At 65.9% G+C, this 14,485-nt stretch carries 11 protein-coding genes and 4 tRNA genes; 12 read left to right on the top strand and 3 right to left on the bottom strand.

The window, feature by feature from the left end; translation table 11 throughout:
* Positions 1–260: 260 nt before the first annotated feature.
* The gene (locus FG99_RS05070) at positions 261–1,346 is read right to left on the bottom strand and encodes an IS110 family RNA-guided transposase (RefSeq protein ID WP_081884575.1); all 1,086 of its coding nucleotides are present in this window, start codon (positions 1,344–1,346) and stop codon (positions 261–263) included.
* A gap of 486 nt (positions 1,347–1,832) precedes the next feature.
* Here FG99_RS05070 and ltaE point away from each other — a divergent pair, with 486 nt between their 5' ends.
* From ltaE to FG99_RS05035, 7 genes are all read left to right on the top strand, one after another.
* Positions 1,833–2,837 (top strand): low-specificity L-threonine aldolase, encoded by a 1,005-nt coding sequence (ltaE, locus tag FG99_RS05065; RefSeq protein WP_043267694.1) that lies wholly within the window; start codon positions 1,833–1,835, stop codon positions 2,835–2,837.
* A 121-nt stretch (positions 2,838–2,958) separates the two neighbouring features.
* Positions 2,959–5,583: an alanine--tRNA ligase gene (alaS, locus tag FG99_RS05060; protein ID WP_043267692.1), complete on the top strand. Its 2,625-nt coding sequence runs from the start codon at positions 2,959–2,961 to the stop codon at positions 5,581–5,583.
* A 100-nt stretch (positions 5,584–5,683) separates the two neighbouring features.
* Positions 5,684–6,919 carry an aspartate kinase gene (locus tag FG99_RS05055; RefSeq protein ID WP_009620772.1) on the top strand — a complete coding sequence of 412 codons (1,236 nt, stop codon included), beginning with the start codon at positions 5,684–5,686 and terminating at the stop codon, positions 6,917–6,919.
* Positions 6,920–7,105: 186 nt separating this feature from the next.
* Positions 7,106–7,291, top strand: a complete 186-nt coding sequence (gene csrA / locus FG99_RS05050) for a carbon storage regulator CsrA (RefSeq protein WP_003085981.1) — start codon at positions 7,106–7,108, stop codon at positions 7,289–7,291.
* Between the two features lie 61 nt (positions 7,292–7,352).
* Positions 7,353–7,443 (top strand) — tRNA-Ser (locus FG99_RS05045).
* Between the two features lie 109 nt (positions 7,444–7,552).
* Positions 7,553–7,629: transfer RNA gene (locus FG99_RS05040), tRNA-Arg, on the top strand.
* A gap of 101 nt (positions 7,630–7,730) precedes the next feature.
* Positions 7,731–7,807 (top strand) — tRNA-Arg (locus FG99_RS05035).
* Positions 7,808–7,875: 68 nt separating this feature from the next.
* Here the strand turns inward: FG99_RS05035 and bamE are convergent.
* On the bottom strand, positions 7,876–8,385 hold the full coding sequence (gene bamE, locus FG99_RS05030) for an outer membrane protein assembly factor BamE domain-containing protein (protein ID WP_043267690.1): 510 nt from the start codon (positions 8,383–8,385) through the stop codon (positions 7,876–7,878).
* A 323-nt stretch (positions 8,386–8,708) separates the two neighbouring features.
* On the opposite strand from bamE, the gene mgtE reads away from it, so the two are divergent.
* On the top strand, positions 8,709–10,151 hold the full coding sequence (gene mgtE / locus FG99_RS05025) for a magnesium transporter (RefSeq protein ID WP_009620782.1): 1,443 nt from the start codon (positions 8,709–8,711) through the stop codon (positions 10,149–10,151).
* A 422-nt stretch (positions 10,152–10,573) separates the two neighbouring features.
* On the opposite strand, the gene amrZ is transcribed toward mgtE, so the two are convergent.
* Positions 10,574–10,903: a transcriptional regulator AmrZ gene (gene amrZ / locus FG99_RS05020; protein WP_009620783.1), complete on the bottom strand. Its 330-nt coding sequence runs from the start codon at positions 10,901–10,903 to the stop codon at positions 10,574–10,576.
* Positions 10,904–11,354: 451 nt separating this feature from the next.
* On the opposite strand from amrZ, the gene phnN reads away from it, so the two are divergent.
* The 4 genes from phnN (at position 11,355) to FG99_RS05000 (ending at position 14,485) form a co-directional block, all read left to right on the top strand.
* A complete protein-coding gene (phnN, locus tag FG99_RS05015; RefSeq protein ID WP_043267989.1) occupies positions 11,355–11,927 on the top strand; it encodes a phosphonate metabolism protein/1,5-bisphosphokinase (PRPP-forming) PhnN in 573 nt (190 codons plus the stop codon).
* 122 nt (positions 11,928–12,049) lie between these two features.
* Positions 12,050–12,124: transfer RNA gene (locus FG99_RS05010), tRNA-Arg, on the top strand.
* Between the two features lie 129 nt (positions 12,125–12,253).
* Positions 12,254–13,120 (top strand): LysR substrate-binding domain-containing protein, encoded by an 867-nt coding sequence (locus FG99_RS05005; protein ID WP_043267688.1) that lies wholly within the window; start codon positions 12,254–12,256, stop codon positions 13,118–13,120.
* Between the two features lie 303 nt (positions 13,121–13,423).
* A complete protein-coding gene (locus FG99_RS05000; RefSeq protein WP_043267686.1) occupies positions 13,424–14,485 on the top strand; it encodes a putative 2-aminoethylphosphonate ABC transporter ATP-binding protein in 1,062 nt (353 codons plus the stop codon).

Below are 14,485 nucleotides of genomic sequence, written 5' to 3'. Positions count from 1 at the left end.
CGCTCCTATGTATGGACTCACCCCCACCGTCAACCCGCTTTTGAACATGAAAACCCGACTGCATCTATGTATTAGGCCTGTTCGAGGAAGCCACGTCGGGCTTCTGGCCAACATTGGGTAAGCCCGCGGAATGCCGATTACAAAGAGGCCTCGAAGGCCGGTAGGAGCGTAGGCATCGATCCGCGACGGTCTGACCAGGGGTCAATGTTCTTCAGCAAGGGTTGGAGCGACTTGGCGCCCCGTTGGCGGGAACTCGTTGATCAGTGGCTCATTTCCATCTCCCGGCAAGCATTCGGCTTGCGCTGGTAGGTTTGTTCGCTGCACAGCAGCACCCAGGCGATACGCAGGTTGCGGTTGGCCAGTCGCACTGCCGCGCCCTTGCGCCCCAGACGTTGTAGCCAGCGCTGCAGGCGCCGATCATCCGGGTGTTCGGAATCGGGCCGCAGTTGCTTCAACACCGCATGCGAGCCTACGACCATCAGGCTGCGCACATAGGCGTCGCCACGTTTGGTCATCTTGCCCAGCCTTACCTTCTGCCCGCTGCTGTGCTGGTCGGGCACGATGCCGAAGTAGGCAGCGAACTGACGCGCATTGGCGAAACGTTCCGGCTCGACCTGTTTGGCCAGCAAGGCCGTAGCCGTGATCGGACCGATACCACGTACCGTCATCAGCCGTTTGGCTGTCGGGTCGGCGGCGGCACAGGCTTCCAGACGCCCGGTCAGCGCGGCGATACGCTCGCCCAGCCGTTTCCATTCGTTCAGCATCTCGTCGATCAGCTCGCGCAGCAGCGCCGGCAACGGCTGTCTAGCGTCTTCCAGCACCCGGGTGACACCTTGCTTCAAGCCCACATCCCCCTGCGCCAGGGCGATACCCTGCTCCAGCAGCAGCCCGCGGATCTGATTACCCATGGCGGTGCGCCGCCGCACATAGCCCCGCCGGACACGGTGCCAGGCCTGCATCGCCAGTGCCGCGACGCTCTTCACCGGCACCGACGCAATACTGCTATCCCGGCCCGCCCGCAGAATGGCGTGGGCATCATTGCGATCATTCTTCGCTCCGCTCCGGTGCTCGGCCACCCGCTGGGCCGGCAGGATACGCACCGGGTTGCCCTGCGCCTGCAGCAGCCGGGCCCAGGCCTGTGCTCCAGGGCCGGTTTCCATCAGCACCGTCACGCCCTCCGGCAGCTTCTGCAGAAACACCTGAAACGCTTCACGCGACTTGATTCGCTGTTCGTATGCCAGTTGACCCTGGGCGTCTTCCCCCGCCACCTGGAAGACCTTTTTCGCCAGATCCACGGCGACTGTCGTGCACACCGATACATCGGTTGCAGACACCGGCTTATTCATCGTCGTATGCTTTTTCATGGACTCACCCTCACTGTCGGTGGCTTCTTAGACCGCCATCGTGGCGCCTCGACGCCTCGGTGAGGGTGAGTCCATCCAATTACAGGTTGCCGGGAGGCACGGTATTCCTCCCCCCGTAGGAGCGGACCTTGTCCGCGATAGCCGGACGTCCCGGCGCGATTCGCGGATGAGATCCGCTCCTACGCCGCCCCACCCACGCCATTCCCCTGTAGGAGCGCGCCCTGCGCGCGAAATCGCGGGTAGGGCCCGCTCCTACAGGTTGCCGGGAGGCACGGTATTCCTCCCATCGTAGGAGCGGACCTTGTCCGCGATAGCCGGACGTTCCGGCGCGATTCGCGGATAAGATCCGCTCCTACTCTGTTCCACCCACGCCATTCCCCTGCCGCGAATAGCCGCCTTCCAAGCCTTGTCCCCAGGCAGCCAAGCACATAGCATCGGGCTCTTTCCCCGCGTCCCAGGAGCCCCGTCATGTCCGTCATCGACCTTCGCAGCGACACCGTCACCCTGCCCAGCGCCGGGATGCGCGAGGCCATGGCCCGGGCCAAGCTGGGCGACGACGTGTATGGCGAGGACCCCACCGTCAACCGCCTGGAGGCCTCCCTGGCCGAGCGCCTGGGTTTCGAGGCCGGGCTCTTCGTGCCCAGCGGCACCATGAGCAACCTGCTCGGGCTGATGGCCCATTGCGAACGCGGCGACGAATACATCGTCGGCCAGCAGGCCCACACCTATAAATACGAAGGCGGCGGCGCCGCGGTGCTCGGCTCCATCCAGCCGCAGCCCATCGAGGGCGAGGCCGACGGCTCGCTGGACCTGGCCAAGGTCGAGGCGGCCATCAAGCAGGACGACTTCCACTTCGCCCGCACCCGCCTGTTGGCGCTGGAAAACACCATGCAGGGCAAGGTCCTGCCGCTGGCCTACCTGGCCGCCGCCCGCGAGCTGACGCAGCGCCGCGGCCTGGCCCTGCACCTGGACGGCGCGCGCCTGTACAACGCCGCGGTCAAGCTGGGCGTGGACGCCGGCGAGATCACCCGCCACTTCGATTCCGTCTCGGTGTGCCTGTCCAAGGGCCTGGGCGCGCCGGTGGGCTCGGTGCTGTGCGGCAGCGCCGGGCTGATCGGCAAGGCCCGGCGCCTGCGCAAGATGGTCGGCGGCGGCATGCGCCAGGCCGGCGGGCTCGCGGCGGCCGGGCTGTACGCGCTGGACCATCAGGTGCAGCGCCTGGCCGAGGACCACGTCAACGCCGAAACCCTCGGCCGCGGCCTGGCGGACCTGGGCTACGCCGTCGAGCCGGTGCAGACCAACATGGTCTACGTCGACCTCGGCGAGCGTGCCGCGGCCCTGCGCGACTTCCTCGGCGAGCGCGGCATCCGCGTCAGCGCCGCCCCGCGCCTGCGCCTGGTTACTCATCTGGACGTGAAAACCGCGGACATTCCCCGTATCGTCGAGGCTTTCGCCGCCTTTCGTCGCGACTGACTAGGATAGAGGCGCAATAGCTGCCATCTATCGTAGAAACACACTGTACCCGGTGCGCAGGGCCGATATAATGCGGCCCTTTGCCGGCGATTCGTGGCCGCATTTTTCCGTGGAAGAACCTATGAAAAGCGCTGAAATCCGTGAAGCCTTCCTCCGCTTCTTCGAAGAGAAGGGGCACACCCGCGTAGCGTCCAGTTCGCTGATTCCGGCGAACGACCCGACCCTGCTGTTCACCAACGCCGGCATGAACCAGTTCAAGGACTGCTTCCTCGGCCTGGAAAAGCGCGCCTACACCCGCGCCACCACCAGCCAGAAGTGCGTCCGCGCCGGCGGCAAGCACAACGACCTGGAAAACGTCGGCTACACCGCGCGCCACCACACCTTCTTCGAAATGCTGGGCAACTTCAGCTTCGGCGACTACTTCAAGCGCGACGCCATCCACTACGCCTGGGAATTCCTCACCTCGGACAAGTGGCTGAACCTGCCCAAGGACAAGCTCTGGGTCACCGTCTACGCCAGCGATGACGAGGCCTACGACATCTGGACCCAGGAAGTCGGCGTGCCCGCCGAGCGCATGGTGCGCATCGGCGACAACAAGGGCGCCCCCTACGCCTCCGACAACTTCTGGGCCATGGGCGACACCGGCCCCTGCGGCCCCTGCACCGAGATCTTCTACGACCACGGCGCCGACATCTGGGGCGGCCCGCCCGGCTCCCCGGAAGAGGACGGCGACCGCTACATCGAGATCTGGAACAACGTGTTCATGCAGTTCAACCGCACCGCGGACGGCGTCATGCACCCGCTGCCGGCGCCGAGCGTGGACACCGGCATGGGCCTGGAGCGCATCAGCGCCGTGCTGCAGCACGTCCACTCGAACTACGAGATCGACCTGTTCCAGAGCCTGCTCAAAGCCTCCGCCGAGGCCATCGGCTGCGCCAACGACGACGCGCCGTCGCTGAAGGTTGTGGCCGACCACATCCGTTCCTGCAGCTTCCTCATCGCCGACGGCGTGCTGCCGTCCAACGAGGGCCGCGGCTACGTGCTGCGCCGCATCATCCGCCGCGCCTGCCGCCACGGCAACAAGCTGGGCGCCAAGGGCTGCTTCTTCCACAAGATCGTCGCCGCCCTGGTGGCCGAGATGGGCGAGGCCTTCCCCGAGCTGAAGCAGCAGCAGGCGCACATCGAGCGCGTGCTCAAGACCGAGGAAGAGCAGTTCGCCAAGACCCTGGAGCAGGGCCTGAAGATCCTCGAACAGGACCTGAACGAGCTGAAAGGCAGCGTCATCCCCGGCAACGTGGTGTTCAAGCTGTACGACACCTACGGCTTCCCGGTGGACCTGACCAACGACATCGCCCGCGAGCGCAGCCTGACCCTCGACGAGGAAGGCTTCGAGCGCGAGATGGAGGCCCAGCGCGAGCGCGCCCGCTCCGCCAGCGCCTTCGGCATGGACTACAACGCCCTGGTCAAGGTCGACGGCGACACCCGCTTCCTGGGCTACCAGGGCGTGTCCGGCGCCGGCCAGATCATCGCGCTGTTCAAGGACGGCAAGGCCGTCGAGAAGCTCGCTGAAGGCGAGGAGGGCGTGGTCGTCCTCGACCAGACGCCGTTCTACGCCGAATCCGGCGGCCAGGTCGGCGACTGCGGCACCCTCTCCGGCGCCGGCGTGCGTTTCGACGTGCGCGACACCACCAAGGCCGGCGGCGCCCACCTGCACCACGGCATCGTCGCCCAGGGCAGCCTGAGCGTCGGCGCCGCGGTCAAGGCCGAGGTCGATGCCCGCGTGCGCCAGGCCACCGCGCTGAACCACTCCGCCACCCACCTGCTGCACGCCGCGCTGCGCCAGGTGCTGGGCGAGCACGTGCAGCAGAAGGGCTCGCTGGTGGACAGCCAGCGCCTGCGCTTCGACTTCAGCCACTTCGAGGCCATCAAGCCCGAGCAACTGAAGCAGCTGGAAGACATCGTCAACCGCGAGATCCGCGCCAACAGCGTCGTGGAAACCGAAGAGACCGACATCGACACCGCCAAGGCCAAGGGCGCCATGGCGCTGTTCGGCGAGAAGTACGGCGACCAGGTGCGCGTGCTGACCATGGGCGGCGGCTTCTCCGTCGAACTGTGCGGCGGCACCCACGTCGGCCGCACCGGCGACATCGGCCTGTTCAAGATCACCAGCGAAGGCGGCGTGGCCGCCGGCGTGCGCCGCATCGAGGCGGTGACCGGCGCGGCTGCGCTGGCCTACCTCAACGGCGCCGAAGAGCAGCTCAAGGAAGCGGCCGGCCTGGTCAAGGGCAGCCGCGACAACCTGCTGGACAAGCTCGCCGGCCTGCTGGAGCGCAACCGCCAGTTGGAGAAGGAGCTGGAGCAGCTCAAGGCCAAGGCCGCCAGCGCCGCCGGTGACGACCTGGCCGGCTCGGCCGTGGACGTGGCGGGCGTGAAAGTGCTGGCCGCGCGTCTCGACGGCCTGGACGGCAAGGCGCTGCTGGCGCTGGTCGACCAGCTGAAGAACAAGCTGGGCAGCGGCGTGATCCTGCTCGGCGGCGTGTTCGAGGAGAAAGTGGTGCTGGTCGCCGGGGTGACCCAGGACCTGACCGCCAAACTCAAGGCCGGCGACCTGATGAAGCAGGCCGCGGCAGCCGTGGGCGGCAAGGGCGGCGGTCGCCCGGACATGGCCCAGGGCGGCGGCACCGACGCCGGCAAGCTGGACGAGGCCCTGGCCCTGGCCAAGGCCTTCGTCGAACAGGGCCGGTAAGCACCGGCAAGGCCAGGCCCGCGGCGCGCCCGGCGGGCCTTGGCAATGGGCAGCGATGTCTGTCTAATGGGCGCCCTTCAGGAATCAGGCGGCTTTTGAAATGGCTTTGATCGTACAGAAGTTTGGAGGGACCTCCGTCGGCACCGTCGAGCGTATCGAGCAGGTAGCCGAGAAGGTGAAGAAATTCCGCGAGGCGGGTGACGATATCGTGGTGGTGGTTTCCGCCATGAGCGGCGAGACCAACCGCCTGATCGGCCTGGCCAAGCAGATCATGGACCAACCGGTTCCGCGCGAACTGGACGTCATGGTCTCCACCGGCGAGCAGGTGACCATCGCCCTGCTGAGCATGGCCCTGATCAAGCGCGGCGTGCCGGCGGTTTCCTACACCGGCAACCAGGTGCGCATCCTGACCGACAGCGCGCACACCAAGGCGCGTATCCTGAGCATCGACGACGCCAACATCCGCGCCGACCTCAAGGCCGGCCGCGTGGTCGTGGTCGCCGGCTTCCAGGGCGTGGACGAGCACGGCAGCATCACCACCCTCGGCCGCGGCGGCTCCGACACCACCGGCGTGGCCCTGGCCGCGGCGCTGAAGGCCGACGAGTGCCAGATCTATACCGACGTCGATGGCGTCTACACCACCGACCCGCGCGTAGTGCCGCAGGCCCGCCGACTGGACAAGATCACCTTCGAGGAAATGCTGGAAATGGCCAGCCTCGGCTCCAAGGTGCTGCAGATCCGCTCGGTGGAGTTCGCCGGCAAGTACAATGTTCCGCTGCGCGTGCTGCACAGCTTCCAGGAGGGTCCGGGCACCCTCATTACCCTTGATGAAGAGGAATCCATGGAACAGCCGATCATCTCCGGCATCGCCTTCAACCGCGACGAAGCCAAGCTGACCATCCGTGGCGTACCGGATACCCCCGGGGTGGCCTTCAAGATCCTCGGGCCGATCAGTGCCGCGAACATCGAAGTCGACATGATCGTGCAGAACGTCTCGCACGATAACACCACCGACTTCACCTTCACCGTGCACCGCAACGACTACCTGGCCGCCCTGGAAATCCTCAAGCAGACCGCCGCCAACATCGGCGCGCGCGAAGCCACCGGCGACACCAACATCGCCAAGGTCTCCATCGTCGGTGTCGGTATGCGTTCCCACGCCGGCGTCGCCAGCCGCATGTTCGAGGCGCTGGCCAAGGAGAGCATCAACATCCAGATGATCTCCACCTCGGAAATCAAGGTGTCCGTGGTCATCGAGGAAAAATACCTGGAGCTCGCGGTGCGCGCCTTGCACACTGCCTTCGAGCTGGATGCCCCGGCCCGCCAGGGCGAGTAAGAGGGCATCATGCAAAAGGCGCGGCTCATCCCGCGCCTTTTGTCGTTTTTGACCGGGCCGCCGGAACTTTCATTCCGCGCGGACTGGTCAATACTTGGGTGAAGGAGCACACACTTGATATTCAGTGGCTCTGCCGCCATTTCTTTTTTTGCAGACTGCTTATCCGAAACACGAAAGGAGAAAGGAATGCTGATTCTGACTCGCCGGGTCGGAGAGACCCTGATGGTTGGTGATGACGTCACTGTGACTGTGCTGGGCGTCAAGGGAAATCAGGTGCGCATTGGCGTGAACGCGCCGAAGGAAGTCGCTGTTCACCGCGAAGAGATCTACCAGCGCATCCAGAAAGAGAAAGACCAAGAACCAAACCATTAATTTTTCTATAAAAAATTCTTTGCAAACGGGGAAAACATGGATATCATGCGCCCCGTGTTGCGGAGAGGTGGCCGAGTGGCCGAAGGCGCTCCCCTGCTAAGGGAGTACACCTCAAAAGGGTGTCGGGGGTTCGAATCCCCCCCTCTCCGCCATTTGCACGTCCTGGTGCGAATGACGAGTCAGGTAGCTAAGCTACTGAAAAGATTGAAAAATCTGTTTGACACGTCTGAATGTTCGGACTAGAATTTGCGCCCCATCAGCGCACTCATAGCTCAGCTGGATAGAGTACTCGGCTACGAACCGAGCGGTCGGAGGTTCGAATCCTCCTGAGTGCGCCACTACACAGGCGGTACGCGAAAGCGGACGCCAGCAGTGACAAAAGGCCTCGGCCCGAGAAGCTGCACCAGTTGGTGAACCTGGCTAAACTGCACCAACCAGCGCACTCATAGCTCAGCTGGATAGAGTACTCGGCTACGAACCGAGCGGTCGGAGGTTCGAATCCTCCTGAGTGCGCCATACACCGAAAGGGCCTGCAGCAATGCAGGCCCTTTTTCTTTGTCCGCATTTTTCCAAGTCGGCCGGGCTCAGCGCCGCTTGCGCGTCGCCTTGCCCTGCACGCAGCCGAGCTCGTCGAAGGTCACCGTGCGCCGGCCCTGGCCGGGCCTGGCGTCGTAGTGGTAGCGCTGCCGGTCATCCAACTGGCTGATCCGGTCCGGGCGGCCGAAGGCGCTTTCCACGTCCGCGCGGGTCATGCCGGTGCGGATGCGTTTCTGCAGGATCGCGGTGCGTCTTTCGCGCTCGTCGAGGCGGTTGCCGCAGCCATCCTGGCGCTCGCCGACCACCACCAGCGGGGTGTCGGATGGCGTGCGCCGGCTCTCCTGGGAAGGGCGGGCGAGGGGCACCGGCCTGCCGCTGCCCGGCGTCGGGTTGTGCGCGCGCTGCCGGCTTTGCGCCTGGCCCGGCGGGCAGCCATGCTGGTGGAAGCTGACACGGCCATCGGCGGCCTCGCAGCGGAACGGCGTGGCGGCGGGATTGTCCATTGGCATGAGGGCGAGCAGCGGGAGCAGCAGGCAGTGCAGGGGCGAAAGGCGCATCTCCGATCCTCCGTGACAGGGTTGCATGCAGCCTATCCCGCCTGGCCTCCGCGAAATTTCCGGGTGTCTCGACAGGTTTTTCCGGCGTCTGTGATAGCCAGTGAAGTAACCCTCAACTTTGTGCCGCAAGCGATTGTTCTAGCCGCTATTTTGTAACGCTGAACAGGCTCCGGAGTGTTATCATTTCTCCTATCTGCCCGATATGGGCGCGTGGGCACACCACCATGGACTTACCCAGTAGTTACCCAGAACCCCGATTGCCTCAACACGACCTGATGTTTTAAGCCCCCGTGCGCGCTCCGCCGCTGGGGGTGGAGCGTGCTATGACCGAAGTAGAAGCCAAGAAGCCGCAGGAAAGCCTGCAGGACCGCCTGAACCAGGTGGTCGAGCTGCTGAACAAGCACAAGCTGGTCGAAGACCTGGCGCACCGCCAGGAGGGCCAGCACCAGGACCTCGTCGAGAACCTGGTACACCGGCAGAACCTCGCCGAGCTGCAGCGCAAGCTCGATGACCTGCACCCCGCCGACATCGCCCACATCCTCGAATCGCTGCCGCTGGGCGACCGCCTGACGGTCTGGCAGCTGGTCAAGGCCGAGCGCGACGGCGACATCCTCCTGGAAGTATCCGACGCCGTCCGCGAGACGCTGATCGCCGACATGGACGATCACGAGATCCTCGCCGCGGCCAAGGAGATGGACGCCGACGAACTCGCCGACCTGGCGCCGGAACTGCCGCGCGACGTCGTCCACGAGCTGATGGAAACCCTCGATGCGCAGCAGCGCGAGCGCGTGCGCTCGGCGTTGTCCTACGAGGAAGACGAAGTCGGCGCGCTGATGGACTTCGAGATGGTCACCATCCGCGACGACGTCAGCCTGGAAGTGGTGCTGCGCTACCTGCGCCGCCTGAAGGAGTTGCCGGGGCATACCGACAAGCTGTTCGTGGTCGACTACGACGGCCTGCTCAAGGGCGTGCTGCCGATCAAGCGCCTGCTGGTCAACGACCCGGACAAGCAGGTGGCCGAGGTCATGGCCACCGACCCGGTGACCTTCCAGCCCGACGAGGACGGCTACGACGCCGCCCAGGCGTTCGAGCGCTACGACCTGATCTCCGCCCCGGTGGTGGACAAGAACGGCAAGCTGATCGGCCGCCTGACCATCGACGAGATGGTCGACCTCATCCGCGAGGAGAGCGAGACCGAAGTGCTGAACATGGCCGGTCTGCGCGAGGAGGAAGACATCTTCGCCTCGGTGTGGAAGTCGGTGCGCAACCGCTGGACCTGGCTGGCCACCAACCTGATCACCGCCTTCGTCGCCTCGCGGGTGATCGGCCTGTTCGAAGGCTCCATCGAGAAGCTGGTGGCGCTGGCCGCGCTGATGCCCATCGTCGCCGGCATCGGCGGCAACTCGGGTAACCAGACCATCACCATGATCGTCCGCGCCATCGCCCTGGACCAGATCCAGACCAGCAACGCCACGCGCCTGCTGCGCAAGGAGCTGGGCGTGGCGCTGGTCAACGGCCTGGTGTGGGGCGGGGTGATAGGCGTGGTGGCCTTCTACCTGTACGGCAACTGGGAGCTGGGTGTGGTGATGACCGCGGCCATGACCCTCAACCTGCTGCTGGCGGCGCTGGCGGGGGTGCTGATTCCGATGACGCTGCTGCGCCTGGGGCGCGATCCGGCGATGGGCTCCAGCGTGATGATCACCGCCATGACCGACAGCGGCGGGTTCTTCATCTTCCTGGGCCTGGCCACGTTGTTCCTGATGTAGGCCCGCAGTGGCCGCGAAAAACCGCCTTCGGGCGGTTTTTGCGTTTTCGGGGGAGGTTTTTTTGCAGGCAGAAATCGGGGCTCTCGCTACATCCGTATCACAGGACCTCCTGAGCGCCGGATCGCGGACAGAGTCCGCTCCTACGGTTCCGGGAAGCACGGCTTTTCGTAGGATGGCGTTGAGCGAAGCGATACCCATCATCAGGGTTCGATGGGTTTCGCAAGCTCAACCCATCCTACGAAGAGCACCTCGGCGCAAGCCTAAGGTTCAGGGAGGCACGGGCGTAGGAGCGGACCTTGTCCGCGATCGGATTCACCGGCCACGCCGGACGGGGCATGGGGCGCGGAAATGAAAAATGCCGTTTCCCCCATGGGAGAAACGGCATTTCCGTTTAAGCGAACAGCGCTTCGGTGCGGCTGGGCTCAGGCGTTGCTGGCCATTTCCGCATCGTGGGCGATCAGGGCGATCAGGGCATTCTGCTGGCGGTGGGTCAGCTGGCGGAAGCGCTGCAGCAGCTCACGCTCGTGCAGGCTCAGCTCGGGGCTGTCCAGGCGGATGCCGAGATTGTCCTGCAGGGCGCCCTCTTGCAGCAGGCTCTGCTCCAGGCGGGCGATGATTTCCGAGTTCATGCTGCGATGGTGATTGCGGGCGACCTCGGCGATACGCTCGCGCATGCCTTCGGGCAGACGGACGACGAACTTGTCGGCGGTGCGACTGGAGTAGCTTGGGGTTGCCTGTTTCAATGGGCGCATACATTAAACCTGTAAGTCAGGGAAACGGTGCCAGGGGGTCTGTGTTCGAGTCCCTATGACAGCGAAATCCGTTGGCCGTTCAGCGCAAGGGCAGTAATCAGGTGGCCGACCAATTACTTGACGTCAATTCTGCGACGTATTTTGCGTCGTATGAAGGCTAAATGCCAGCACCAATCGTCCGAAATGCGAGGCTATCTGCATATCTTTCTTTCGATGGGTGGCGCGGCCCATGGGCTCCATTCGCTCAGATTAGCTCAAGTCCCAGGTCCCGGCCGCCATTGCGCCATCATCCGACCACCCGCACGGGCAATGGTTCACGAGGGGCGCGGATGATGTCGCAACCTGGCTCGCCATGCAGCGCCGGGCCGGCCATTTTCCCGCTTCCGCGGCGCCGGCGGGCGGGTATCATACGCGGCGTCCGCGCCCCGGGAGGCGCGGTGCAGAGATGAGCATGAGCGGCAAGTTGATCTATCTGATGGGGCCTTCGGGCTCGGGCAAGGACAGCCTGCTCCAGGCCGCGGCGGCGCCGCTGGCCGAGCGGGGCGGGCAGGTCGTGCGGCGGGTGATCACCCGTTCCGCCGAGGCCCGCGGCGAGCACGCCGAAGCGGTGACCCCCGAGGCCTTCGAGCGCCTGGAGCGCGAGGGCGCCTTCGCCATGAGCTGGCGGGCCAATGGCCTGTGCTACGGCATTCCGCGGCAGATCGACCACTGGCTGGCCCAGGGACGCGTCGTGCTGGTCAACGGTTCGCGCGGCTACCTGGAGGAAGCGCGGCGGCGCTATCCCGGCCTGCTCGCGGTGCTGCTGCAGGTCGCCCCCGAGGTGCTGCGCCAGCGCCTGGTCGCCCGCGGCCGGGAAACCCTGGCGGAGATCGAGGCGCGCCTGGCGCGCAATGCCGCCTTCGCCGAGGGTCTGGCGCCGCCGTTGCGGGTGCTGGACAACTCCGCCAGCCTGGAGACCAGCGTGCGCGGCCTGCTGGCCCTGCTGGACGACGCCGGGCTCAGCGCAGCGGCAAACCCAGGCTGACGCCGCTGTTCGTTCAGGCGGGCCTTCTCGGCTGGTGCGAAATCCGCGCCGCGGCATGACAAATGCGTCGACGCTGGTTAACATGCCCACCCGGTCCCGGCAGCCGCCGCGGGCCCAGGCGTGTCCCCATAGTTCAAGGGATAGAATAAGCCCCTCCTAAGGGCTAGATACTGGTTCGAATCCAGTTGGGGACGCCATCCTTCCCGCCGTTTCCTCGTTGCCCCCGGTTTCTTGCCACTGCGCCTGGCGCCGATACCCGATAGTCGAATCCAGGCGTCTGGCGATGACGGAGAAGCGATGAGCCATTTCCCGGAGCGGTCCGAGCGATGCTGAGCGCCGAACTCAAGGCCTTCTATATGGTGGCCCGCCTGGGCAGCATCACCCAGGCGGCGAAGAAGCTCGGCCTCAGCCAGCCGACGGTGACCACGCAGATCCGCAGCCTGGAAGGCCAGTACGCCGTGGAGCTGTTCTACCGCGGCGGCCGCCGCCTGACCCTCACCGATGAAGGCGCGCGCCTGCTGCCCATGGTCCAGGCGCTGCTGCAGCAGGAGTCGGATATCGAGTTCTTCCTGCGCAACTGCGGGCAGATGCAGGGCAGCCTGCGCATTGGCGCCACCTCGCCCTACTACGTGCTGGGGCTGATCAAGGCCTTCCGCGAACGCTACCCGCAGATCGAGGTATCGGTGGAGATCGGCAACTCGCAGCAGGTGCTGGAGGCCCTCTACGAATGCCGGGTGGACCTGGCGGCCTCGTCGCAGCCGGTGGAGGACGCGCGGCTGATCCACCTGGTGCTCGGCCGCGACCCGCTGGTGCTGGCGGTGCACCGCAGCCACCCGCTGGCGGCGCAGCGCTCGGTGGCCCTGGGCGAGCTGCGCAACCATTGCCTGCTGATGCGCGAGGCCGGCTCGACCACCCGCGAGCTGACCGAGAAGCTGCTGCGCGAGTCCGCGGTGACGCCGGCCTCGATGCTGGAGATCGGCAGCCGCGAGTCGATCCGCGAGGCGGTGATCCGCAACCTCGGGGTGAGCATCATCTCGCGCCAGGAAGTGCCGGATAACCCCGAACTGCGGGTACTGGAGCTGCAGGGCGCGCCGCTGATCGACGAATACCTGTTCTGCCTGAAGGAACGCCGCCAGGCGCGCCTGACCAGCGCCTTCCTGGCCCTGGCACGGGAAACCGCGCCCGCCCCATAGCTGCAATTGCCTAGGGTTTTTCGCGGACCTTGTCCGCGATAGCCGGACGTTCCGGCGCGATTCGCGGATGAGATCCTCCTACGCCGCGCCACCCGCGCCATTCCCCTGTAGGAGCGCGCCCTGCGCGCGAAATCGCGGGCAGGGCCCGCTCCTGTAAAAAGCCTTTCGCCATCGCAAATCTGCCTATACCTCTATCGGCGCAGTTGCACCCATCGCAACAGAGCCTTCGCATTCCTTCCCTAGCATGGCCCTCCATCGAGCCCCGCGGTCTGTCGCCGCGGGCCAGCTGCAAGAGGTTCCGCCATGCACGATTCCCTCTCCACCGGCACCCCGCTGCGGGTGCGCGACATGCACAAGCGCTTCGGCCACTTCGCCGCCCTCGACGGCGTTTCGCTGGATATCGAGGGTGGCGAACTGGTCTGCCTGCTCGGCCCCTCCGGCTGCGGCAAGACCACGCTGCTGCGCTGCATCGCCGGGCTGGAGCGCCAGGACGGCGGCGTCATCCACATCGGTGAGCGCGACGTCTCGCGCCTGCCGCCCCAGGCCCGCGACTACGGCATCCTGTTCCAGTCCTACGCGCTGTTCCCCAATCTCAGCGTCGAGCAGAACGTCGCCTATGGCCTGACCGGCGCCAGCCGCGAGGAAGCGCGCAAGCGCGTGGGCGAGATGCTCGAACTGGTCGGCCTGGCCGGCAGCGAGAAGAAGTACCCCGGCCAGCTCTCCGGCGGCCAGCAGCAGCGCGTGGCCATGGCCCGCGCGCTGGCCCCGGCGCCGTCGCTGCTGCTGCTCGACGAGCCCATGTCGGCGCTGGACGCCCGGGTGCGCGAGCACCTGTGCGGCGAGCTGCGCCAGTTGCAGAAGAGCCTGGGCATCACCACCCTGATGGTCACCCACAACCAGGACGAGGCCATGCTGATGGCCGACCGCATCGCCGTGATGAACCACGGCAAGGTCGAGCAGTACGGCACCGCCCAGGACATCTACAGCGCCCCGGCCACGCCCTTCGTCGCCGAGTTCGTCGGCCAGGGCAACTGGCTGCCCTTCGAGCGCGGCGCCGACGGCCTGGCGCGGGTCGGCGGCCTGAGCCTGCGCCTGCACGGCGAGCGGGCCAACGCCACGCGCGGCCGGCTGTTCTGCCGCCCGGAGGCGATCGGCATCAACCCGGTGGTGCACCAGGAGAACCTGTTCCGCGCCCAGGTCCGCGAGATCACCTTCCTCGGCAACCGCTGCCGCATGAGCTTCGAACTGCACGAGCTGCCCGGCCACGCGCTGCTGGCCGAGCTGGCCCCGGAGCAGATGCCGCGCCTGGGCAGCGCGGACATCTGGGTCTCGCTGCCGCCGCAGAGCCTGCAGGTGTTCGCCTGA

The sequence above is a fragment of the Pseudomonas sp. AAC genome (genome assembly GCF_000725445.1).
Taxonomy (GTDB): Bacteria; Pseudomonadota; Gammaproteobacteria; order Pseudomonadales; family Pseudomonadaceae; genus Pseudomonas; species Pseudomonas citronellolis.
This window is presented reverse-complemented; position numbering and strand designations above follow the sequence as displayed.